The 23,601-nt window shown below is 40.5% G+C and carries 17 protein-coding genes; 12 read left to right on the top strand and 5 right to left on the bottom strand.

Annotated features, from left to right (window positions below; genetic code table 11):
- Nucleotides 1–187 precede the first annotated feature (187 nt).
- From rpmB to mutM, 3 genes are all read left to right on the top strand, one after another.
- Nucleotides 188–424, top strand: a complete 237-nt coding sequence (gene rpmB / locus AC979_RS03445) for a 50S ribosomal protein L28 (protein ID WP_005599762.1) — start codon at nt 188–190, stop codon at nt 422–424.
- A gap of 11 nt (nt 425–435) precedes the next feature.
- Nucleotides 436–606, top strand: a complete 171-nt coding sequence (rpmG, locus tag AC979_RS03440; RefSeq protein ID WP_005613503.1) for a 50S ribosomal protein L33 — start codon at nt 436–438, stop codon at nt 604–606.
- 73 nt (nt 607–679) lie between these two features.
- Nucleotides 680–1,495 carry a DNA-formamidopyrimidine glycosylase gene (gene mutM, locus AC979_RS03435; protein WP_049372866.1) on the top strand — a complete coding sequence of 272 codons (816 nt, stop codon included), beginning with the start codon at nt 680–682 and terminating at the stop codon, nt 1,493–1,495.
- A gap of 22 nt (nt 1,496–1,517) precedes the next feature.
- On the opposite strand, the gene AC979_RS03430 is transcribed toward mutM, so the two are convergent.
- Together AC979_RS03430 and AC979_RS03425 are read right to left on the bottom strand one after the other, a co-directional pair.
- Complete coding sequence (locus AC979_RS03430) at nt 1,518–2,237, bottom strand: DUF554 domain-containing protein (RefSeq protein WP_049372865.1); 720 nt, start codon at nt 2,235–2,237, stop codon at nt 1,518–1,520.
- Between the two features lie 114 nt (nt 2,238–2,351).
- The gene (locus AC979_RS03425) at nt 2,352–9,131 is read right to left on the bottom strand and encodes a YadA-like family protein (protein WP_049372864.1); all 6,780 of its coding nucleotides are present in this window, start codon (nt 9,129–9,131) and stop codon (nt 2,352–2,354) included.
- Between the two features lie 511 nt (nt 9,132–9,642).
- On the opposite strand from AC979_RS03425, the gene nrfA reads away from it, so the two are divergent.
- The 9 genes from nrfA (at nt 9,643) to AC979_RS03380 (ending at nt 19,590) form a co-directional block, all read left to right on the top strand.
- Entirely contained in the window at nt 9,643–11,166 is a 1,524-nt protein-coding gene (gene nrfA, locus AC979_RS03420) for an ammonia-forming nitrite reductase cytochrome c552 subunit (protein WP_180363118.1), read from the top strand.
- Between the two features lie 72 nt (nt 11,167–11,238).
- Nucleotides 11,239–11,904 carry a cytochrome c nitrite reductase pentaheme subunit gene (gene nrfB / locus AC979_RS03415; RefSeq protein ID WP_049372863.1) on the top strand — a complete coding sequence of 222 codons (666 nt, stop codon included), beginning with the start codon at nt 11,239–11,241 and terminating at the stop codon, nt 11,902–11,904.
- Nucleotides 11,904–12,581 carry a cytochrome c nitrite reductase Fe-S protein gene (nrfC, locus tag AC979_RS03410; protein WP_005695543.1) on the top strand — a complete coding sequence of 226 codons (678 nt, stop codon included), beginning with the start codon at nt 11,904–11,906 and terminating at the stop codon, nt 12,579–12,581. Before nrfB ends, nrfC begins: the two co-directional genes overlap by 1 nt.
- Complete coding sequence (gene nrfD, locus AC979_RS03405; protein WP_049357764.1) at nt 12,578–13,543, top strand: cytochrome c nitrite reductase subunit NrfD; 966 nt, start codon at nt 12,578–12,580, stop codon at nt 13,541–13,543. The genes nrfC and nrfD overlap by 4 nt, the downstream gene beginning before the upstream one ends.
- Before the next feature lie 152 nt (nt 13,544–13,695).
- Nucleotides 13,696–15,600: a heme lyase NrfEFG subunit NrfE gene (gene nrfE, locus AC979_RS03400; protein WP_049372862.1), complete on the top strand. Its 1,905-nt coding sequence runs from the start codon at nt 13,696–13,698 to the stop codon at nt 15,598–15,600.
- The gene (locus tag AC979_RS03395; protein ID WP_049372861.1) at nt 15,593–16,123 is read left to right on the top strand and encodes a DsbE family thiol:disulfide interchange protein; all 531 of its coding nucleotides are present in this window, start codon (nt 15,593–15,595) and stop codon (nt 16,121–16,123) included. Before nrfE ends, AC979_RS03395 begins: the two co-directional genes overlap by 8 nt.
- A 1-nt stretch (nt 16,124) precedes the next feature.
- Complete coding sequence (gene nrfF, locus AC979_RS03390; protein ID WP_049372860.1) at nt 16,125–17,180, top strand: heme lyase NrfEFG subunit NrfF; 1,056 nt, start codon at nt 16,125–16,127, stop codon at nt 17,178–17,180.
- Between the two features lie 3 nt (nt 17,181–17,183).
- Nucleotides 17,184–18,386, top strand: a complete 1,203-nt coding sequence (locus tag AC979_RS03385; RefSeq protein ID WP_049372859.1) for an NAD(P)/FAD-dependent oxidoreductase — start codon at nt 17,184–17,186, stop codon at nt 18,384–18,386.
- A 109-nt stretch (nt 18,387–18,495) separates the two neighbouring features.
- The gene (locus AC979_RS03380) at nt 18,496–19,590 is read left to right on the top strand and encodes a 5-methyltetrahydropteroyltriglutamate--homocysteine S-methyltransferase (RefSeq protein WP_049372858.1); all 1,095 of its coding nucleotides are present in this window, start codon (nt 18,496–18,498) and stop codon (nt 19,588–19,590) included.
- Between the two features lie 141 nt (nt 19,591–19,731).
- Here the strand turns inward: AC979_RS03380 and AC979_RS03375 are convergent, their stop codons facing one another.
- From AC979_RS03375 to menD, 3 genes are read right to left on the bottom strand one after another with little or no spacing between them, the layout of a single operon-like run.
- The gene (locus AC979_RS03375; protein ID WP_049363035.1) at nt 19,732–21,048 is read right to left on the bottom strand and encodes an MFS transporter; all 1,317 of its coding nucleotides are present in this window, start codon (nt 21,046–21,048) and stop codon (nt 19,732–19,734) included.
- Nucleotides 21,049–21,101: 53 nt separating this feature from the next.
- Complete coding sequence (gene menH / locus AC979_RS03370) at nt 21,102–21,845, bottom strand: 2-succinyl-6-hydroxy-2,4-cyclohexadiene-1-carboxylate synthase (protein ID WP_049372857.1); 744 nt, start codon at nt 21,843–21,845, stop codon at nt 21,102–21,104.
- 47 nt (nt 21,846–21,892) lie between these two features.
- Nucleotides 21,893–23,599 carry a 2-succinyl-5-enolpyruvyl-6-hydroxy-3-cyclohexene-1-carboxylic-acid synthase gene (menD, locus tag AC979_RS03365; RefSeq protein WP_049372856.1) on the bottom strand — a complete coding sequence of 569 codons (1,707 nt, stop codon included), beginning with the start codon at nt 23,597–23,599 and terminating at the stop codon, nt 21,893–21,895.
- Between the last annotated feature and the right edge of the window lie 2 nt (nt 23,600–23,601).

Genomic DNA, 23,601 nt, shown 5'->3' with positions numbered 1-23,601 from the left:
CATTTCCATTTAAAGACGGAAAAATCGCTTTTGGACTTGAGAAATGAAAATAAAGTCAGTATAATTTGCGACCTTTAATATAGTAAGTGGGTCGGATACTGCGACCTGACGAGGAAGCAAGCTTAGTTTTAAGCTTCATTATCCGAACCATAAGCTCGAGCTTATATTTAAATTATTGGAGATTATTATGTCTAGAGTTTGTCAAGTAACAGGCAAGCGTCCAGCTGTGGGTAACAACCGCTCACACGCGTTGAATGCGACACGTCGTCGTTTTCTTCCAAACCTTCACACTCACCGTTTCTGGGTTGAAAGTGAAAACCGTTTCGTAACCTTACGTTTAACTGCGAAAGGTATGCGTATTATTGATAAGAAAGGCATTGATGCAGTGTTAGCTGAAATCCGTGCTCGTGGCGAAAAAATCTAAGGAGCTAAAACATGGCAGCTAAAGGCGCTCGTGAGAAAATCCGTTTAGTTTCTACAGCAGAGACTGGTCACTTCTACACAACTGATAAAAACAAACGTAATATGCCTGAAAAAATGGAAATCAAAAAATTTGATCCAGTAGTGCGTAAACACGTTATCTATAAAGAAGCAAAAATCAAATAATTTTGCTGATTTGAAAAAAAGCCCGACATTGTTCGGGTTTTTTTATACCATAAATTCATTACTGAGATTATCTATGCCTGAACTTCCTGAAGTCGAAACTGCCCTACGCGGTGTCAGTCCCTATTTGAAAGGTTTTACCATTGAAAAAATTGTAGTGCGCCAACCACAATTACGCTGGGTTGTTTCTCCTGAATTAACAACGCTCAAAAACGTCAAAATTTTGGATACTTCTCGTCGTGCGAAATATCTAATTATTCACACAGAAAAAGGTTACATCATTGGTCATTTAGGGATGTCTGGCTCCGTTCGAATTGTGCCTCATGACAGTCCTATTGATAAACACGATCACCTTGATATTGTGATGAATAATGGCAAATTACTGCGTTATAACGATCCTAGACGCTTTGGTGCATGGTTATGGACTGAAAGCTTAAACGACTTTCATCTTTTCCTAAAACTTGGTCCTGAACCGCTTTCAGATGAATTTAATGCTGAATACCTTTTTAAGAAATCACGTAAAAAATCGACCGCACTTAAAACTTTTTTAATGGATAATGCTGTCGTTGTAGGTGTAGGAAATATTTATGCCAATGAAACGCTCTTTTTATGTGGTTTACACCCCATGAAATTAGCCGAAAACCTCACGCGAAACCAATGTGCTTTGCTCGTTGAAACGATTAAAAACGTCTTAGCAAAAGCTATTACACAAGGTGGAACAACATTAAAAGATTTCTTACAACCTGATGGTCGCCCCGGGTACTTTGCGCAAGAATTGTTAGTTTACGGAAACAAAGACAAACCTTGTCCAAAATGTGGCACTAAGATTGAAAGCATGGTTATTGGGCAACGCAATAGTTTTTATTGCCCCCATTGTCAGAAAAAGAAATAGGCGTGATACACGCCTATTTTTTTTAGAAAAAGGTGCTCCAGAAATGAGAAATTGGCATGGCGAGGAAAAGAGCCGGCAACATATTTGCCACATGGAACATTTGAATATTACAAATGCGAAAACCTGCCGCTATCATTAGCATACCGCCTACTGCGGCAAAATCACCTCGCATTTCAGGTGTCACAAAAGGAATAATAAATACTGCAGAATAAGCTAAAATCACTTGAACCAATGTTTGTGGCACAAAAATACTCGCGACAGAAATGCCGAGCGATGTAGCAAAGATCATCGCGGTGAAGAAATCTAGAAAGGATTTCACAATAAGGATATCAAAATCACCTGTCATCCCTTCATTCATCGCCCCGAAAATACCCGTTCCACTAAATGAAAACAAAACCACAATCGCAACAAATTTAGATAAGAACTCTTCTTGGTTATGCATGCTACTTGGTGTATCAGGGAACATCTTTTCAACAAGACCTTTCGCTGATGAAGCAAGCTTATTAATCCCATGTTCTAATAAAAGCAACTCGCCAATTATCGTGCCTAATAACACCGATAAAATCATTGCAGGCATATTTGTCGTTTTCGCTACCATCACAATGCCCATGCCCATAGAACACAGGCCAAAGATCAAAGTTAAATTAGTACGTAAACGTTCTGGAATGCGTCCACCTAGCATCGATCCAATAACTGCGCCACTAATAATCGCCAGAGCATTAATATAAGGTCCAATAATCATATTCTTCTCCGAGTTAAGTTCTTTCTATTATACGAAAAATAGATCGAAAATCGACCGCTCTTTTGGCAATAAAAAAGGCATGGTTTCCCATGCCTTTTGTTTATTAACGATAAATTACCAGTGGTAACCTGCACCAACTGCCACACCCACTTTACCTTGAGTATCGCTCGTACCGGCTAAACGAATAATGATTTTACCGTTGTCTGAAATACGTGACATACCTAATGCCACTGCATTTTGACCTTGGTAATTACCCGCTGCCACAGATACCATGCTCTTACCTGGAATGTAAGCCTGTGGTAATTGAGAAGCCGCTAACGCGCTTGCAGTACCCGCATTGACACGTTTACCTAACTTGTTCACTTGACCATTTAAGTGGTTGATCTTGTTATTCATGTCAGCTTTTACTTCGTGTAATTGGCTACCGTTTACCGCATCAGTACTGTCTGCTGCAATGCGTCCTGGGGCAACATTGGTAATTTGTTTATTACCTGCATCAATACCATTTTTAGTCATACTTGGACCATTTTTAATGGTTACACCATTGTTATCAATCACAGTATCACCCGCAGTGAATTTGTTTGCCGTTACACTTTCCACTTTAAGGTTTTTCTTGATACCTACACGAACATTACCGCTCTTATCAATGTTTGTCATCACATTATCACCACCATCAAACTCACTCCAGTTTGTGTTGCTATCAGCGCCTTTCACATTGATTTGACTATTTAATTTCGCACCGTAAACATCGCCTACGTTTGCGCCAAATTTTAAGCCATCACTTAATGTTGCGATAGTTTCACCACCAAAGTTCATACGATTTGGTGTTTTACCATCAATATTCGGTGCTGCATCTTTACCACTTACTACTGTAATTGGGGTTGAGTTATCACCCTCACCAAGATTAATCGTTGTGGTATTAACCGTTTTCGCATTCACATTTTCAGCTTTCAAGTCTTTTGTCGTAGAAATAGTAAAGTTAATACCATTCTGTTCAAGTTTGATATTATCGCCTGCGATATAGTTTACAGTCTCGCCAGGTGCTACATTTGCAACTGAAGTACCTGTCACTTCACCAGTTGTTCCAGCTTTCTTCGTTGCAGTAGCATTCCAGCCTTTACCTGCAAGTTCTTTTACTACGTATAACTGACTACCATTCACCGCATCTTTCGATGTGCTCGTTACATCACCATCTTGAACATTGGTTACTTTCTTATTCCCAGCATTGATACCATCTGTTGTTACAGAGACATCACCAGCTTTTAATCCATCTTTATTTAAAGCGACATTATCACCAACTTTCACACCGTCATTATTCATCACGGTATCACCAGCGGTTACACTATCAACTTTAATGTCTTTAGCTAAGTTGAACGTTACATTGTGGCCATCTTTAGTAATATCGATGTTCTTATCTGTATTTTTCAGATTAACGGTATCACCAGGTTTTACATTAGAAGAATCCTTGCCATTCGCTGTTAAATTCCAGCCTTTATTAGCTACTTCTTCTACTTTCTTAAGCTGTGAAACATTTACTGCATCAGTATTATCTTCACCTGCTTTCAAGCCTGTAATTTTCTTATCGCCCATATCAATGCCTTTGTTATTGATAGTTACACCACCAATGTCAGCACTATCTAGGTTTTTCAGATCTTTAGCTAATTTCACGTTTAATGTGCCATTACCATCAGATTCAACACCAATATTGTTATCAGATAATGCCCCCGTTGCACCACCTTTTACAAAGATTTTATCACCTAAACGACGCTCAAAGTTCTTCGGTGCATTATCACCACCAAAAGTGAGTGCTTTAAATGCCTGTTCAGCCGTTTTATTGATGGCATCATTCACATTATTAACTGTGGTGCCATTTACAGTAATAGGATCTTTAGTTACAGTAACATCACCTGCTTTCAAACCATTTGTATCAATTTTGGTATCACCCGCAGTGACACTATCAACGTTGATATCTTTCGATAAAGCAATCTTAACTTTGCCACCTTCAACCTTAGTGCTGATATTTTTATCTGCACCAACAACCTCAATCGTTTCACCTAATGGTTTCTTCACAGAATTACCATCTTGAGCAGTTAACCCAAAACCTTTTGTGGTGAGATTATTGATTGTTTGATAAAGTTGGCTACCATTTACCGCATCTTTTGATGTTTCATTCACATCACCTGCTGCAACATCAGTGATCTTCTTATCACCTGCATTAATACCATCTTTAGTTACAGATACATCACCTGCTGTTAAGCCGTCTTTATCTAGAGCAACATCATCACCCACTTTGATACCGTTACTATTCATCACAGTATCGCCAGTTGTAACACTACGGATGTTGATATCTCTTGCTAGCTTAATATTTAACGTATCTTCACCATCAGCAATTACACCAATATTATCGTCAGAAAGATTAGCGTCATCAGCCAGACCGCCTTTAATATTAACCGTTGTACCTAATTTACGTTCAACATTTAAGCCAGTATCTCCTGCAAAAGTAAGAGGACTAAATGCTTGTTTTGCAGTTTGATTGATTGCATCATTGATGTTGTTAACTGCATTACCATTCACTGTAATTGGTGAATTTGTAACAGTAATATCACCTACTTTCAGACCATTTTTATCAATTTTGGTATTACCTGCAGTCACACTGTCAACGGTGATATTTTTATTCAATTTAATTTGAACTTTATCATCTGTTGCTTCAGTTGTGATATTGTCATCACCTGAAATTTCAACACTTTCACCTAATTTTTTCGCTGTTGTAGTCCCTGTTGTGCCAGTAAAGGTTAGGCCTTTATTGGTAACGATAGTATGCGCATCAATACCTTTTTGAATATCATCTTTTGTGGCTTGAGAAAGATCCACAGCATAATCTGTTACTTCTACACCATCAGCATTTTTTGTTGTACCATTTGGTGTGACAGAAACTGCAGATGAACCAGAAACCGAAGCTGATACTTCTTTTGCAGAACTTGCATCATCAATTTTTTTACGAGTAGCATCATCAATTTTCACTTCAATGCCATTATCTTTGGCTACGGTAATTAAACCATTTGAACCTGTGATATTTAAAGATTGTGTTGCCAGATTAACCGCGCCAGTCCCTGCATTACCTGCAGTAGTCAAGTTGATGGCTTTAATGGCGGTATCAACTGCACCACTGGTTACAGCCTTATTGTCCCCTGCTGTAACAACAGTTGATTTATTTAACGTAAATGTCACATTGTTTGCATCAGCAGTACTTGTAATATCGGTACCATCCCCCACAATACCTAAAGATTCACCTAATTTTTTGACCGCACTTCCTGTATTACCCGTGAAAGTAATTGGCATATTACGCACATTATTGATAGCACTGGTCACATCACCTGCCGTAGCAATATTATTAGGATTTGTAGCTGTTGCATTACCTGTCGTCGTATTAGTCGTGATATTTGTTGTATTCACATCAAATTTCACAATAGTGCCATTTTCAGTATCAGTCACATTCGCGGTAGTTAAGTTTCCATCTTTGAAATTTACTACATCATTGTTATTGATACGTGATTTAGCGTTGCCATTTTCTTGAACATTAAATCCACTGTTATTTAACACGGTGTAAAGTTGTGAACCATTTACCGCATCTGTTGAAGTCGCAGAAATACGACCCGCAGCGACATTATGGATTTGGCGTTCGTTACCCGCCTTACCTACAGAAACTGCTCCGCCAATGCTAGATGAACTTGCTGCAAATCTCACTTCTGAATTTGAACCTGCATCATTTTTAAATACAGCACTTGTTGAGTTAGCATCAAACATATTTGTTCCTGCTTCAGAATCAGCACCAAGGGCAATAGATTTATATGCTGTACTTTTAGCATGTGGTCCCAGAGCAACGGCACTGTTCGCACTAGCATTAGCGAATGAACCTAATGCCATCGCATCTCGGTCTGTAGCTTTAGCTGTATAACCTAATGCTATAGCTGCTCGTTGAGTGGCTTCAGAATAAGCTCCTTGAGAAATAGCGAAAGCCTCTGCTGCATTCGCAGAATACCCCATTGCAATAGAATGCTCTATCGCTGCCTTCGTACCTTGGCCAATTGCAATTGAATATCGACCTGATGAATTTGCGCCTAGGCCAAACGCCATCGCAGAATAATCAGTCGCTTTACTCCCTTGTCCTAAAGCCACGGTATTTACACCACTTGCTAATGAATTAACACCGATAGCAATTGTTGTCTCATTCGACGCGTTTGAGTTGGCGCCAAAAGCCATTGCATTAACTCCAGACGCTTTTGATTGCACACCCATTGCCATAGCTTGGGTTGCATTAGCCAATGATGTTCTACCAATCGCGATCGCTTTTTCACCTGAAGAATTTGCATGTGAACCAAAAGCCATTGAATCGACACCAGCCCCTTTTGCATCTATCCCTATAGCTACAGCCTGGCTCGCGTTAGCTAGTGATTTCCAGCCAATAGCAACCGCACTATCTCCTGAAGAAACCGATGCTCTACCAATGGCAACCGCTTTTTCACCAGAGGAATTTGCATGTGAACCAAAGGCCATTGAATCCACACCTATCCCTTTTGCATCTATCCCTATTGCCACAGCCTGGCTAGCGTTAGCTAGTGACGACCAACCAATAGCAACAGCACTATCTCCTGAAGAAACCGATGTCCGACCAATAGCAACTGCCCTTTCAGCGGAGGAATTTGCATATAAACCCAAAGCCATTGAATCTACACCTGAAGCATTCGCTCGCACGCCCATAGCAACAGCATTATTGCCATTAGATAGTGATGAAGCACCAATCGCTACAGAACTATGTGCGGAAGAATTTGCACTCGTCCCCATCGCGATAGCTTGAGTATTATTTGCAATAGCAGAGAAACCTAAAGCCATCGAATTATACCCAAGTGCTTTTGAGGCATAACCTGAAGCTATTGAATATACTCCTGAAGCAGCTGAGCTAGTGCCTAAGGCTGTTGCATAATTTGCTGATGCATTAGCATAAGAGCCAACAGCTGTTGTCGATGTTGCGTTTGCATTTGATGAAACACCAATACCAACAGAAAGACTGCCTTCTACATTGGCTTTATGCCCCATAGCAACAGAATAACCACCAGTAGAAGTTGCTAATTCACCAATAGCAATAGCTGAATATTCGCTTGCATTACTATCAATACCCATCGCAATAGCTGTCTGTCCAGCTGCAGAGGCATTACGACCAACCGCAATGGTTCTGCTTGCCGCAGCGCTCGCATTATTACCGATAGCAATTGTCGCCCACGAATTTGTGTTTGCCGCATCACCAATAGCAATTGCATTGTCGTGAGATGCATTCGTTGAATTACCAATGGCAATAGAAGCAGTACCATTTGATGATGCTTTATAGCCTAATGACACACCATATCTCGCAGTTGATTTAGCATCGGGTCCAATGGCAACAAGTTTATTTTCAGCTGCCGTCGCATTTGAGCCCATTGCAATAGAATCTGCATGAGTTGTGCTCGCATTCAATCCAACAGCAATAGAATTTGCACCCTCTGTTTTTGCAAGAGTACCTATAGCCGTGGAATTATTGTTTTTAGTTTGAGCACCATTACCTAATGAAACACTATCAGCATGACTAGAAAATGCATCATTCCCTACCACAATAGATCTAGCTGAAGTAGACGCCGTACTTGCATTAGGTCCAATGGCAATAGAATCAACACCTGATGCACCAGTATTATCTCGGTTACCTGCTACATCTGATTTCACAGAGAAATAACGGATTTTTTCAATTTCTGCCATCGCAGCATAAAGCTGAGAACCATTGATTGCATCAGTCGAGTTTGCAGAAATATCACCTGGTGATAAGTTGATGAGTTGACGTTCATAGCCTTTTTTACCAATGGAAACAACGTCCCCCGCGATAGTATCAGCACCACCAGCCCAAGTATAAGTTGTCCCTAAAATAGTACGAGTAGTATAGGCAACCCCCGCTTTATCCGTCGCAGAACCACCACCAATCGCAACAGAGTTTGCAAAAGTTGCATTAGCTCCTGTACCAACAGCGACAGCATTCGTTTTTTCAGCTGCAGCCAATGAACCTAATGCTAATGAAAGATCCCCTGATTTTGTTTTTGTTCCTAATGATACAGCAGCCTCACCAGCAATCGTATTCATCCAACGGGGAGTTTGAAGATCTCCTCCAGTTAAATCTTTAAATGCTTGTTGAACCGTTCCCGTTTTATCTTGGCCATTAGTATTGATATAAGTCGTTTGTGTAGCGGCTGCTGAATCAGTATCATCCCCACCAATTGCAACTGATGCATTACCATAAGAAATAACATTACCGCCAATCGCAATTGATTGATCGCCTCGAGCCCATGCACCTTCAGTAATAGAATTACCACCAAATGTACCCGTATTACTAGCTCTAATGCCGGCTCCAATAGCAATAGACTGGTTTACTTGTCGAGAAGAAGTGCTATCGCCAACTTGAGCACTTTGACCGATGAGAATATTACGGTTACCTGTAGTTCCACCATAATTTCCTGCGCCATCACCAATCAACACACTATTGGCATAACGACCATTTACGCCATTACCAATAGCGGTAGTTTTTTCAGCGGTTGCTGATGTGGCACGGTCCCCAACCGCAATACTATAAGGATTTACATTTGTAGGTGTAGGTGCATTGTTTTCCTCCCCCACAATCACTTTTGCCTGTGCCGGCATCATCATCGCAGATAAAGAAAGTGCAAATGCTGAAAGTTTAAAAAGAGAAGACAAACGTGTTTCGCTTGTTACACGTTGTTCGGAGTTTGAAGAAGCTTTTACGGCTCCTTTTGCTAATTCTGATGTGACGACGAAAGATTGTGTCGTTTTATTCCAAATAATCTTAAATACTTTGTTCATAAAAAGTTCTCTCTAACAAATAAGTCAATAAGTCATTGCGAAGCTAAAATAATGCAAACTAAGCAAGTAAATAATAAAGTTCTTGGAGTATATAGGAGCTAAGCACAAGGTCAAGGGAATGTTTGTTTTTTGCACCGTTTTTTACACAAAATTTACATTTTAACGTTTGCGTAAAAATGAATATTAGAAAAAGCCATCTAGAGTAGCTAATCACAAAGCTTTAATCCCTCTCAAACAAGTAAAAAAAACACGATGAAAATCAACCGCACTTTTTGCCTCTTTTAGAATATTCTCCTCTACCACTTTCTCAATACTAATATACCCCTTTGTGAGTATTTTGATTTTAAAGTTTGATCAACCTCAAAGTTTTGAAAAAAAACCTTAGGAAAACTACTGCTTTTTGGTATCTTATGCTTGCGTTGAGCTATTTTTATGAGTGAATTCAAAAGCTTAATAGGAATTGTTCGCATTTAAAATTGTTTTTTTATTCTTTCCTAATGGAGTGATTATCGTGAACGCATTGAGAAAAAGCCTTGTTTTGGCCACTTCTTTCGCAGCTTTAGGTGTGTATAACTCAGCGATGGCTGAAATGGTATACAAGCCTGTTGAACAACCTGTGGAAGCACCAAACCCTAATTTAAAAATCGAAGCAGTGAATGAAAAATTTGCTGAGAAATATCCTAGCCAATTCAATTCGTGGAAAGCGACTGAAAAAGGCGACAAAATCATCTATGCTAATGAACAAGATCCTCGTTTAATCGTGTTATGGGGGGGCTATTCTTTCGCAAAAGAATATAACGCACCTCGTGGTCACGTTTATGCAGTAGAAGATGTACGTAATATTTTACGTACTGGTGCGCCCAAAAATGCAAATGATGGCCCTCAACCAATGGCATGTTGGACTTGTAAAGGTCCAGACGTTCCTCGTTTAATTGCAGAATGGGGTGAAGATGGTTACTTTGGTGCCAAATGGGCTAAAGGTGGACCAGAAATTGTCAACTCGATCGGTTGTGCTGACTGTCACGATACGACCTCTAAAGACTTTGCTGAAGGCAAACCTGCATTACGTATTGCTCGTCCACACGTTCTTCGTGCATTAGATCACTTAAATAATGCACTTCAAGCAAAAGCAAAAGCTGAAGGTAAAGAACAAGCTAACTTAAGCTTTAACACAGCTGCTCGCACTGAAAAACGTGCTGAAATCTGTGCAAACTGTCATGTTGAATACTACTTCGCGGGCGACTTAAAACAAGTAACCTTCCCTTGGGATAACGGTCAAACTGTTGATGACATCGAAAAATACTATGATGATATCGGCTTCAGTGACTGGACTCACTCTCTTTCTAAAGCACCAATGTTAAAAGCGCAACACCCTGACTTTGAAATTTGGTCTTTAGGTATGCACGGTAAAAACGGCGTAACTTGTATCGACTGTCACATGCCTAAAGTACAAGGTAAAGACGGTAAAGTTTACACCGACCACCAAATCCAAAACCCATTCGATGCATTTGATACCACATGTGCAAACTGTCACGATCAAAGCAAAGAAAAACTTAAAGACATCGTTGCTTCACGTAAAAAAGAAGTGAAAGATGTAATGGGTCGTTTAGAAGATCAAGTTGTTCGTGCTCACTTTGAAGCGAAAGCGGCATGGGATGCAGGTGCAACTAAAGAAGAAATGGAACCTGCTTTAATGGATATCCGTCACGCTCAATGGCGTTGGGACTACGCAGCAGCAAGTCACGGTGGTCACATGCACGCACCTGATGTAATGCTTCGCGTATTAGGTTCTGGTATCGACAAAGCTGCGGATGCACGTGCTAAACTTGCAGCAATCTTAACTAAACATGGCGTGAAAACTCCGGTTGAAGTACCAGATATTTCTACAGCTGATAAAGCATGGAAAGTAATGGGTATTGATATCGAGAAAGAACGTCAAGCGAAAAAAGAATTCTTAGAAACTGTTGTACCTCAATGGGTAAAAGAAGCGAAAGCCAATGGCAAATTAGCTGAAGATACCGCAACAAAACAATAAAAAAAGAACCGCACTTTGTAACTAAAGTGCCGAAGTGCGGTCATTTTTAACCATATATTTGAGGTAATCAGAATGAATTTAACTTCTTTAATCAGCAAATCGGCAAAATCCCTCGCATTGCTTGCAATGCTTGCGGCAATGCCAATGGCTGCAAGTGCGGAAGAGATGGCAAAAACACCGGCCTCTCAAATCACTTATGAGCCACAATTGGATAACCAACGTGATCCAAACCAATATTGTGCGAAATGTCACAAATTTGACCAAGTTGATAAAAACCAAACTTTAGATCAATCTGGTGGTGAATTACACTTTGGTAAATTCCACGGCACACACTTAAATCAAAAAAGCCCTAACACAGGTAAACCAATTAACTGTGTAAACTGTCACGGTAATATTTCGGAAGATCACCGTCGTGGTGCAAAAGATGTGATGCGTTTTGATGGCGATATCTTTGGTGATAAAAAACCAATGTATACCGCACAAGAACAAAACCAAGTTTGTTTTGCCTGTCACCAACCTGCAAAACTTCGTGAAAAACTTTGGGCGCACGATGTTCATGCAATGAAATTGCCTTGTGCAAGCTGCCACACATTACACCCGAAAGATGATGCGATGAAAGGTATTCAACCGAAAAATCGTGTGAAACTTTGTGTAGATTGCCACGGCGAACAACAAAAACGCAAAGCGGCAAAAGACGCACAATCACAAACGCAATCAACCGAACAAAAGGATAAATAATGACAGCTTGTTCACGCCGAAACTTTGTTTCCGGCATGGGGGCATTAATCCTTATGACGGGGACATCAGTTACCTCTTTAGCGAAAGAGGAAAAGGCGGATAAACCGAAACGCTATGCAATGGTACACGACGAAACAGCTTGTATCGGCTGTACCGCTTGTATGGATGCTTGTCGTGAAACAAACCACGTTCCTGAAGGCGTTTCACGTTTGGAAATTCTCCGTAGTGAACCTTACGGCGAATTCCCAAATCAAGAATACGAGTTTTTCCGTCAATCTTGCCAACACTGTACAAACGCCCCTTGTGTGGCAGTTTGTCCAACCGGTGCATCATTTATTGATCCTGAAACAGGTATCGTAGATGTGCATAAAGATCTTTGTGTAGGTTGCCAATACTGTGTTGCAGTTTGTCCTTACCGCGTACGTTTCATTCACCCAGTACACCGTACTGCGGATAAATGTAACTTCTGTCGCGATACAAACTTAGCAGCAGGCAAACAACCTGCTTGTGTAGAAGCTTGTCCAACCAAAGCATTAACCTTTGGTGATATGAATGATCCAAGCAGTGCAGTTTCCCGCAAAGTGAAAGAAAATCCGGTTTATCGCACTAAAGTGGAATTAGGTACTCAACCAAATCTTTACCATATTCCATTCCAACACGGGGAGCCAAGAAGATGACATTAGATTATCCTGTTCCGTTTCACACACCTAACTTGGTGTGGGATTCAACAATCGCTATCTATTTGTTCTTACTTGGTATTTCTTCCGGTGCGGTACAATTAGCGATTGCTTATAAACGTAGTCACAAATTAGAAAATCCTAGCAAAAACTGGATTATCCGAGCAGCCGCCGTTTTAGGTTCTGTGCCAACATTAATTGGTTTAACCCTGTTAATTTTCCACTTGGCACGTCCTTGGACATTCTGGAAATTGATGTTTAACTATCAATTCAACTCTGTAATGTCTATGGGGGTAATGTTATTCCAAGTTTATATGCTGTTCTTGGTATGTTGGTGTGCGGTTATCTTCAAAGAAGATATCATGGCGCTCATCCAACGTTTTATGCCAAAACTTGGCTTTGTCGGTAAAATTATCAATGTATTAGAACGTTTAACTGGTCCTGTAGAGGTTATTCTCTTCATCTTAGCCGCTGTGCTAGGGGCTTATACCGGTTTCTTGCTATCAGCATTGATCAGTTACCCAATGTTAAATAACCCTGTTCTACCAGCGTTATTCTTGGCTTCAGGTACCTCTTCAGGTATCGCTGCAACCTTCTTATTTATCCTTATTGCAGGTAAATTAAAAGGTGATAGCCATGAATCACACTTCATTCATAAATTTGAAGTGCCAATTATGGTGACAGAACTTGGTTTATTAATCTGTTTCTTTGTTGGTCTACACTTCGGTGGTGGTCAGAAAGTAGTTGCATTGCACAATGCACTTTCCGGCTTCTGGGGTGCCGTGTTCTGGATTGGGGTATTCTTAATTGGTATCATCATTCCTCTACTTGCAAACCTTGCAGCAAAAGACAGCTTAAAATACAACAAGAACTTTATTATCCTTGTATCAATCTTTGACTTAATCGGGGTTCTCTGCTTACGTTACTTCATCTTGTACGGCGGACAACTTACCGTTGCGTAAGGATAAATTTCTTATTTAATCAAAAGGCGTATACAATACGCCTTTTGTTTATTTAGAAGAATAAAGTGCGGTTAATTTTACGTATGTTTTTCATGCTTAAAATTAACCTTATTTTGTAAAATTCAACCTTTAATATAATACTGAAGAATACTATGCTTCCCGAACTCGGATTTCTCTCATTACTCTTTGCCACCACCGCGGCGCTCTTACTTTCCATCGTGCCGCAAATTGGTATTTGGCGAAATAAACCCTCTCTCACCAACACGGCTTGGGGATTAAGTTATTGCTTCGGTATTTTTACGAGCGTTTCAATCGGTATTCTTGCCTACTCTTTTGCGACAGATGATTTCACATTGGAATACGTGGCAGCTCATTCCAATTCTCAGCTACCAACATTTTTCAAAGTTGCCGCCACTTGGGGCGGACATGAAGGCTCTATTTTATTTTGGCTTTTCACATTAAGTCTTTGGTTAGTGGCTTTTGCCTTTTTCTCTCGCAAAAATGACCGCACTTTTTCTGCACAAACTCTTTCTTTGCTCGGCTTAATTTGTCTTGGGTTTGCTATTTTCATTTTGTTCTACTCCAATCCATTTGGGCGAGCATTCCCCGCCCCTGCGGAAGGGCGAGATCTCAACCCAATGCTGCAAGATATCGGCTTAATTTTCCACCCGCCGCTTTTATATGTCGGTTATGTGGGCTTTGCCGTTAACTTTGCCATGTCCATTTCAGCTTTAATCTTTAATCGTTCTGCACAAGCAATTGCGCGTGCAATGCGAGCTTGGGTGCTCGTTTCTTGGTTATTCTTAACATTAGGGATCGTGCTCGGTGCATGGTGGGCATATTACGAATTAGGCTGGGGCGGCTGGTGGTTCTGGGACCCAGTAGAAAACGCTTCACTTATGCCATGGTTATTGGGACTCGCACTTTTACACAGTTTGATGGTGACTGAAAAGCAAGGGATGTTTAGCTACTGGACAACACTCTTTTCCCTACTCGCTTTTGCATTCAGTGTATTAGGCACATTTATTGTCCGTTCAGGTGCATTAACCTCTGTTCATGCTTTTGCTTTAGATAGCTCCCGTGGTTATGTTCTATTACTGATTTTCTTCTTATTGACTGTCGGCTCGCTCAGTTTATTCGCCCTACGCACAAATACCAACGAAAGTGCGGTTAAATTTCCGCTCATTTCTAAAACCGGGGCAATTTTAGGCTTAAACATCGTATTGACCGTGGCCACCGTCAGCACATACTTAGGCACTTTCTATCCGATGCTATTCCAAGCCATGAATTGGGGAAGTATTTCCGTGGGTGCCCCTTACTTTAATAGCATTTTCTTGCCATTGCTCACGTTAGTACTTTTTGCTATGGCGGGCACTCTTTGTTTAGGCTGGTTTAAAGCCGATAAGAAACACTTTTTCAAACGCTTGTTATTACTTATTCCCGCTGCGGTGATTGCTTATGGCATGATTTGGAATGCGCTGCAAAATGACAGTGCATTACGATTCCATTTCTTCGCTTATGTGTTACTTACCCTCGCTATTTGGGTATTATTCGTCACCTTATGGCAAAATTGGGTAAAAGTAAGACTGGCCTATTTGGGGATGATTCTCGCACACTGCGGTGTAGCGATTGCCACAATGGGCGCAGTGATGAGTAGTTACTTCGGCAGTGAATTAGGTGTACGACTCGCACCACAACAAAGCCAGCAATTAGGTCAATTTGAATTCCATTATGATCGTTTTTCCAATGAAATTGGACCAAACTTTACCGCCGAAGTCGCTTTCTTTAGTGTGTCAAAACAAGGTAAACCTTACGCTGAAATTATACCTGAACGCCGCTATTACGACGTTCGTACCATGACCATGAGCGAAGTAGGGTTAGATGCTGGCTTTTGGGGCGATTTATATATTGTGATGGGCGATAACTTAGGCAAAGGCGAATTCACATTCCGCTTGCATTACAAACCGCTTATTCGCTGGTTATGGCTCGGAGGCATTTTAATGGCACTTGGCGCATTATGTTCAGCCATCAATTTGAAGAGAAAACGTGATGAATAAAAAGTTTATTTTGTTTTTACCACTGATTTTATTATTGAGCGTTTGCTTACTGCTTTTTGTTGGTTTACATAAAGATCCAAAACAAATTGCCTCTGCACTCATTAATAAGCCTGTGCCAGAATTCTATCAAGCAAATCTACTTGAACCGAGTCAAATTGTCAGCCCGAGAGATTTTCCCAAAAAACCTTTCTTGCTTAATGTGTGGGGAAGTTGGTGTGGCTATTGCCAACAAGAACACCCTCTCTTGATGGAAATTTCAAAAGACGTGCCCATTGTTGGCATTGACTATCGTGACAAACCTCAAAACGGCATTGCGATGCTCGAACGTATGGGCAATCCATTTATACTCACTATTGACGATAGCCGTGGTGAATTTGCGATGCAATTGGGCGTAGATGGTGCACCAGAAACCTATGTTGTCGATGAACACGGCATGATCCGTTATCGTCATTCTGGCTATATGGATCGTGAAACGTGGCTTACCGAAATAAAACCAAAACTTGATGAATTAACAAAAAAGTAAAATGAAAAAATTAACCCGATTTCTGACCGCACTTTTACTGACTTTCGCCCTTTTTGCTCACGCAGAAATGGTGGATACCTATGCGTTTAAAAACCAAGCCGATCGTACTCGTGCTGTTGAACTGGCAAAATCCTTACGTTGCCCACAGTGTCAGAATCAGAACTTAGTTGAGTCCAACTCCCCCATCGCTTATGACTTGCGTATCGAAGTCTATAAAATGGTAGATGAAGGAAAAACAAACCAGCAAATTATCGACACAATGACAGCACGTTTCGGTAATTTCGTGAACTATAAGCCCCCTTTCCAGTGGAATACCGCACTCCTCTGGTTATTGCCTATTTTGCTATTAATTGGGGCTTTTGCGTTGATTTTGTTTTCCACAAAAAAATCAGAAGACGAACCCAAACCGCTTGAAAATCAACCTCATATAGCGCCTAAAGAGGAAAAAAGTGCGGTTAAATTTGAAACCAAATCCGCCATTTGGGTCTTTGCTATTTTATTGGTTCTTCCTTTAAGTTATTACTTCTCCCTTGATCGTTTTGAGCGTGTTCAGCAAGGTGAAAAAGAGATGATTGAGCTTGCTAATAAAAAAGCAGATACATCAATGGTGCATAAAAAAGAAGATATGGTGCTCAAAATTCAAAATAAAATTCGAGAAGATGTGAATAACCCTGAGCTTTGGGCTCAGCTAGGTGATGCCTATATGCAAAATGATGAATTTGATCATGCACTCATTGCCTATAGCAATACAGAAAAAATTTCAGGCACAACACCGGCTATTTTAGGCCTCAAAGCGACCGCACTTTATTATCAAGCCGGTCAAAACATCACACCACAAATCCAGCAAATAATGGATGAAGCCTTAAAACAAGATAAACATGAAATCTCGGTAATCACATTATTGGCGACGGAAGCTTTTAAAAATCATGAACCCGAAAAAGCCAAAGCTTATTGGCAGCAATTATTAGACTCAGGTAATGCAGCCGTGGATCGCCGTACTGTCATCCAACGAATCAAAATGATAGACTATTTTGAAAAAGGACAAACCTCACAATAAGCTATGTCTCACTATTCAGAAAATATCATTATTGGAGCCGGTGCCGCCGGCTTATTTTGTGCCGCACAGTTAGGAAAGCTGGGCAAACAAGCCACCATTTTTGATAACGGTAAGAAAATTGGTCGAAAAATTTTAATGTCTGGCGGCGGATTCTGTAATTTCACCAATATGGAAATCACATCTGGCCGTTATATCAGCCAAAACAAACACTTCGTCAAATCTGCCTTAAAACGTTATACACAATGGGATTTTATTGCTTTAGTTGCTGAGTATGGCATTCCTTACCACGAAAAAGAATTAGGTCAGTTATTTTGTGATAACGGTGCAGAAGATATCGTGAAGATGCTCGGAACGGAATGTGACAAATACGGTGTTCACATTCAACTACGCAGCGAAGTGAGTGATGTCGAAGCCGTTGAAAACGATCCTAAAGTGCGGTTTAAATTAAAGGTAAATGCGGTTGAATGGCAATGCCAGAATTTAATTATCGCCACAGGTGGGCTCTCCATGCCTGGCTTAGGCGCTTCGCCTTTTGGCTATCAAATTGCAGAACAATTTGGATTAAATGTGATTCCTCCGCGAGCAAGCCTTGTGCCATTCACGTGGCGAGAAAGTGAAAAATTCTACGCGGCACTATCCGGCATTTCATTAGACGTAGCGGCAACAAATCAAAACAAAACCTTTACTCATCAAATGCTATTCACCCATCGCGGTTTATCTGGCCCTGCCATTTTGCAAATTTCAAATTATTGGCAACCGGGTGAGAGCATTCATTTAGATTTATTACCTTATAACAACATTCGTCATCACCTGGATGACATGCGTCAATCTTCACCTAAATTGCAGTTAAAAACTGTATTAAGTCGTTTATTACCGAAAAAGTTAATCGAACTTTGGTTAGAGCAAGGCTTAATTCGAGATGAAGTGATCGCGAACTTAAGTAAAGTGCGGTTAGAAAATTTAGAAAATTTAATCCACAATTGGCAATTCATTCCTAATGGCACTGAAGGCTACCGAACGGCTGAGGTTACGATGGGGGGTGTCGATACTCATGAGATTTCATCAAAAACGATGGAAGCAACAAAGATTAAAGGACTCTATTTTATCGGTGAAGTGCTCGATGTTGTCGGCTGGTTAGGTGGCTACAACTTCCAATGGGCATGGAGTTCGGCTGCCGTTTGTGCGATGGGAATTGCTGAAAGCTAATCTGTCTCTGCATTAATTATTTTCATCATGAATGAAAAAATCATTACTTTGATCGTGAAATATCCTTACGTTAAAATCAGCATACGAAAATTAAAAAAAGGATATAAACATGACATCAAAAACACTTCCCTTTCACGCTGATACTGTCGGTTCATACTTACGTTCTCAACCTTTAAAAGAAGCTCGTGCAAAATTTGCAGCAGGTGAAATTTCTCGTGAACAATTAACGGAAGTTGAAGATCAAGAAATTGCTAAATTGGTACAAGCTCAGTTAGATGCAGGTATTCAAGTCATCACAGATGGAGAATATCGCCGTGCATTTTGGCATATCGATTTCTTAGAAAACCTAAATGGCATTGAAGGTTATCACCCTGAACACGGTTATAAATTTAATGGTGTTGAAACCAAACCTTATAATACACGTTGCTGCGGTAAAGTATCTTGGAATCCAAACCATCCATTTATCGAACATTTCAAAAAATTAAAAGACATTGTTGGGGATCGTGGCGTCGTAAAATATACCATTCCAAGCCCAAATCAATTAATGTATCCAATCCAATGGGATACGGGCGTTTATGCTACACGTGCAGAATTTGCCAAAGATGTTCAACAGGCTTATAAAGATGCGATCAAAGCCTTCTATGATGCGGGTTGCCGTTATTTACAATTTGATGATGTGTATTGGGGTTCACTCTGTAACAATCACTTAAAACCAGAATTTGAAGCAGATAAAGCACAAGCCCTTGAAAATATTCAAGTTGTATTAGCCGCTAAACCAGCAGATATGGTTATCACAACGCACGTTTGTCGTGGCAACTTCCGTTCAACTTATTTACTAACCGGCGCATACGACCCAATTGCGGATGCGTTATTCGGCCAAACCCAATACGATGGCTACTTCCTTGAATATGATGATGAGCGTTCTGGTGGGTTTGAACCATTAAAACACTTTGCCAATAATCCACACAAAGGCCGAGTCGTATTAGGCTTAATCAGTTCAAAATTCCCTGAATTAGAAGATAAAGTGGCTATTAAAGCACGCATTGAAGAAGCGACTCAATATGTTCCACTTGAACAGCTTTGCTTAAGCCCACAATGTGGTTTTGCTTCAACAGAAGAAGGGAATATCATGACGGAAGCACAGCAATGGGCAAAAGTCCGTTACGTTGAAGAAATCGCCAAAGAAGTATGGGGTGAAGATTAATTCTTTTCATAAAAACACGCTGTTTTTTAACCGCACTTTTATAGACTGAGAGCGTAGCAATACGCTCTTTTTTATTGCTTTCTTTCAACAAATAAAAAAGCTGATGTTATTCACATCAGCTTTTTCATTATCAATTTATCACTAGATTTGCGTTAAATCGACGTTTTTCGTTTCTTTTGAGGCTAATAATGCTAACAAGGTTAAGAATGCATTAATGGCTAAATAAATCCCCACGCCCATTAAGCCATAAAGCGCATTGATTTTTAATGAAATCATTGCCGCAATGGTTGCCCCGATAATGGATGCAATGTTGTAGGCTAAAGAGGCACCGGAATAACGTACTTCTGTTGGGAATAATTCAGGTAATAACGCTGCCATTGGGCCAAATGTCATACCCATTAATGCCATACCAATTACTAAGAAAGCAAATACAGAAGCTGGTGTACCGTTTCCAAGGAATAATGGCATACATAATGCAAAAATTAAAATGCTGACCGTTGTCCAAATTAACCATTTGCGACGACCAATTTTATCTGCATAAAGACCTGAAATACTAATAAAAATCGCAAAAACGATCGCACTCATTAAAAGTAATCCCGTGAAGGTATTGGCCGGAATGCCTAATCCCATAGGATAGCCAGCTTCTGAAAGGGTTGCCGGTGTACGAGAATACGCTTGAGCAAAGGCGGTCATAATATAGAACAAGGAATAGGTTGCCACCATGATAAATGTACCAATCACCATTGGTTTAAAGTGTTTAGTGAAAACCACACTCACCGGTGCTTTTAATTTTTTCCCTTTTTCTTCCGCTTCAACGAAGACATGGCTCTCATGTAAAGTTAAGCGAACATATAATCCAACTAAAACTAAGGCTAAAGAAGAAACAAACGGAATACGCCATGCCCACTCAACAAGGGCTTGTTGCCCCCAGAAATAGCTCACTAAGAAGAAGGTCGCATTAGCCACAAATAAACCTATTGGCGCACCTAATTGAGGGAATGTACCATACCAAGCACGTTTTCCTTCTGGCGCATTTTCTGTTGCCACTAAAGCAGCGCCGCCCCATTCACCACCAAGACCAATACCCTGACCGACTCGGCAAATACATAACAAAATCGGTGCCCAAATACCAATTTGAGAATAAGTTGGCAATAAACCGATAACGACCGTAGATCCGCCCATTAAAACCAAAGAGGCGACTAAGGTTTTCTTACGACCAATCTTATCACCAAAGTGCCCAAATAAAGCTGATCCAATTGGACGAGCAAAGAACGCTAAGGCTAGTGTCGAAAGAGAAAGCAAATCATCTGAAAGCGGATCGCCACTATGGAAGAATTGCGTGTTAAAAACTAATACTGCCGCAGCGGCATAGATATAATAATCGAAGAATTCAATTGCGGTACCCACCATAGAGGCTAAAGCAACCTTAAGTGGATCATTACGAAGTTGTGAGGACATTTTGCTTCCTTAAGAGTCAAATAAAATGAAAGGGTTAAATCCTAGCATTTCCCTTAAGGTTGAGCAATTTTTAATACAATATTTTCGATTTTTTTAGCAAAATATATTGGATTTTCTAAATGGGCATTATGGCCTGCATCAGGAATCAGCATTAAATTAAGTCGATTGACTTCAGCCATTTGACGAAACTTTTGATCTCGTTCTCCACAAAAATAAAAAAATGGCAGAAAATTTGACCGCACTTTCTCTCGGAAATCAGGCTGTTTAGCAAGACTGGTGGCTAATAGCATATTGCCAATATTTGCCCCACAATTGGCTTTTCGCTTTTCCATTAATGCTTTGCGTTGCTGCTGATTTAAATGAGAAAAGACAGGCTGTTGATACCAATCTTCAAGTACGGTTTCAGGCTTTTCATGGAAAAAACGCTCAGCCCACATGTTGTCATTGACTAGACGATTTTGTTTTTCTTGTTCAGATTGTAAACCTAAATTAGCCCCTTCTAAAATCACTGCTTGTAAATTGCCTCTTTGCACTTGAGCCTGCAGTGCATAATATTGTGCGATTCGTCCACCAAGTGAATAACCAATTAAGATATAAGGCTCATCTTTTATGAGATGTTGAATTTGTTTTTCAAGGAACTGAGCGGTTTGCTCAAAATCTTCAACGGCTACACCTTTATTCTCGCCATGAAACGGTAAATCGAGAGAGAAACAACGAAAGTGCGGTAGATTTTCGATGACTTTTTGCCAATCTGATTTTGTGCCTAATAAGCCGTGAAGAAAAACAAGATTCATCATAATAATGCCATATAAAGAAATCCCCTCTATATAAGAGGGGAAAGAAATTATTCACCAATAACTGCGTGGCTGATTTGTTCAATCAAACGCTTATAGGTTGCGCTGCCATCACTTGGGTTTGTTTTGATTTCAATTAATGTCGCACGGCGGCGAGTATAAGCTTGTTTTAACACGGAGCTTAAATCTGCCCAAGTGTAAGGTAAAGCATATTTTAAACCAAACATTGCGGCGACTTGGGAGAAATCACCATTATGTGGCAAGCGATAGAACTGCTCTTTCACCTCTTCATCTACCGGCAACATATCGAAGATCGCACCACCATTATTGTTAATCACAAAAATAATAGTTGGTTGAGTCACATTCTTAAATAAGGCTAAAGAGTTCAAATCATAAAGCGTAGACGTATCACCAATCATGGCGACCACAGGTTGATCAGCACCGATACCGATACCTGCGGCCGTTGCTAATAAGCCATCAATCCCACTTGCACCACGGTTGGTGAAAATCGGATACCCTTCAGGCAATTTGGTTAAAGCATCAACCAAACGGACAAAAAGACTGTTTCCTAAGAACAAAATACCGTTGTAAGGTAAAACTCGTTCAATATGATGGGCTAATGAGGCTTCATTAAGATTGCCACCAACTTGTTGTTCGATAAAGGTTGCACAGAATTTTGAAAGCGCAAGTGGCTCGAGTAACCAAGGTTTTTGACGCAATGGCGGATGTGCACGTAACCAATGATGTGCTTTGGCGTTAAAACGAGTTTGCGTATGGTGATTTGGATCAACTGCATTTTGACTTTGCTCCACCACCCAAAATTCGCCTTGGAATTCCGCTAAGAATTGGTTAATACGTTTACTGATAAAACGAGAGCCAAATTGAATCACGATATCAGCTTGAAGTAATTTTTGCTTTACGGTTTGGTTTGCTAGCCAAATATCCGCATAAGGCATGAGCGGTTCAACACCGGATTGAATATCCGTCAGCAAAATCCATCCCATGGTATTTGCCCATGAGTTAATACCCATTGCTTGTTCAGGCGTTAATTGCCCTGCCACAATCACACCACGTTTTGTACGCCAGCTATCCCAATTCTCATGCATCAACACTTCTTGTTGCAATGGTTGATGATCAACCCAATTTTTAGACTGACTTAACCAACGTTGAATTGGCATTAACCATGGATGACCGTCAATTTCTTGATCCTGGGCATTATAAAGTGGTTCAGCAAAAGGTACATTAATATGCACCACGCCTGGTTGTTGCTTTTGTTTATAGCAAGCTTGTTCTAACGTAGAAATTAACCATTTCGCTGCATAATCGGCTTGAGGCTTCGGTAAATTGACACTTGCCACTGGGTAATCAGCAAACATATTTTGTTGCACGATCGCTTGATTTGCACCACATTCCCACAATTCAGGTGGTCGATCGGCAGTAAGAATAATTAGATTCACGCCTGTTTGGCGAGCTTCAATAATCGCTGGATATAAATTTGCTGCTGCGGTGCCCGAGGTGACAATCACGGCAACAGGTGCTTGCGTGGATTTTGCAATACCCAAAGCAAAAAAGCCTAAGCCACGTTCATCAAAGTGACTATGGCACGTTGCTCGAGAGGCATTTTGTAAACGCACAGCTTCTAGCGTTAAAGGTGTTGATCGTGAACCTGGCGCAATACAAAAGTGACTCACCCCTTGGCGAACCAAGGTTTCTAAGATCACCTTTGACCAACAACGATTAAATACGCTTACAGACATTC

The organism is Parahaemophilus parainfluenzae (genome assembly GCF_001053575.1).
GTDB classification, from domain to species: domain Bacteria; phylum Pseudomonadota; class Gammaproteobacteria; order Enterobacterales; family Pasteurellaceae; genus Haemophilus_D; species Haemophilus_D parainfluenzae_S.
This window is presented reverse-complemented; position numbering and strand designations above follow the sequence as displayed.

Excerpts from the sequence above, each read along its gene's own strand:
- rpmB (WP_005599762.1), top strand. The coding sequence starts at position 188 with ATGTCTAGAGTTTGTCAAGTAACAGGCAAGCGTCCAGCTGTGGGTAAC.
- rpmG (WP_005613503.1), top strand. The coding sequence starts at position 436 with ATGGCAGCTAAAGGCGCTCGTGAGAAAATCCGTTTAGTTTCTACAGCA.
- mutM (WP_049372866.1), top strand. The coding sequence starts at position 680 with ATGCCTGAACTTCCTGAAGTCGAAACTGCCCTACGCGGTGTCAGTCCC.
- AC979_RS03430 (WP_049372865.1), bottom strand. The coding sequence starts at position 2,237 with ATGATTATTGGACCTTATATTAATGCTCTGGCGATTATTAGTGGCGCA.
- AC979_RS03425 (WP_049372864.1), bottom strand. The coding sequence starts at position 9,131 with ATGAACAAAGTATTTAAGATTATTTGGAATAAAACGACACAATCTTTC.
- nrfB (WP_049372863.1), top strand. The coding sequence starts at position 11,239 with ATGAATTTAACTTCTTTAATCAGCAAATCGGCAAAATCCCTCGCATTG.
- nrfC (WP_005695543.1), top strand. The coding sequence starts at position 11,904 with ATGACAGCTTGTTCACGCCGAAACTTTGTTTCCGGCATGGGGGCATTA.
- nrfD (WP_049357764.1), top strand. The coding sequence starts at position 12,578 with ATGACATTAGATTATCCTGTTCCGTTTCACACACCTAACTTGGTGTGG.
- nrfE (WP_049372862.1), top strand. The coding sequence starts at position 13,696 with ATGCTTCCCGAACTCGGATTTCTCTCATTACTCTTTGCCACCACCGCG.
- AC979_RS03395 (WP_049372861.1), top strand. The coding sequence starts at position 15,593 with ATGAATAAAAAGTTTATTTTGTTTTTACCACTGATTTTATTATTGAGC.
- nrfF (WP_049372860.1), top strand. The coding sequence starts at position 16,125 with ATGAAAAAATTAACCCGATTTCTGACCGCACTTTTACTGACTTTCGCC.
- AC979_RS03385 (WP_049372859.1), top strand. The coding sequence starts at position 17,184 with ATGTCTCACTATTCAGAAAATATCATTATTGGAGCCGGTGCCGCCGGC.
- AC979_RS03380 (WP_049372858.1), top strand. The coding sequence starts at position 18,496 with ATGACATCAAAAACACTTCCCTTTCACGCTGATACTGTCGGTTCATAC.
- AC979_RS03375 (WP_049363035.1), bottom strand. The coding sequence starts at position 21,048 with ATGTCCTCACAACTTCGTAATGATCCACTTAAGGTTGCTTTAGCCTCT.
- menH (WP_049372857.1), bottom strand. The coding sequence starts at position 21,845 with ATGATGAATCTTGTTTTTCTTCACGGCTTATTAGGCACAAAATCAGAT.
- menD (WP_049372856.1), bottom strand. The coding sequence starts at position 23,599 with ATGTCTGTAAGCGTATTTAATCGTTGTTGGTCAAAGGTGATCTTAGAA.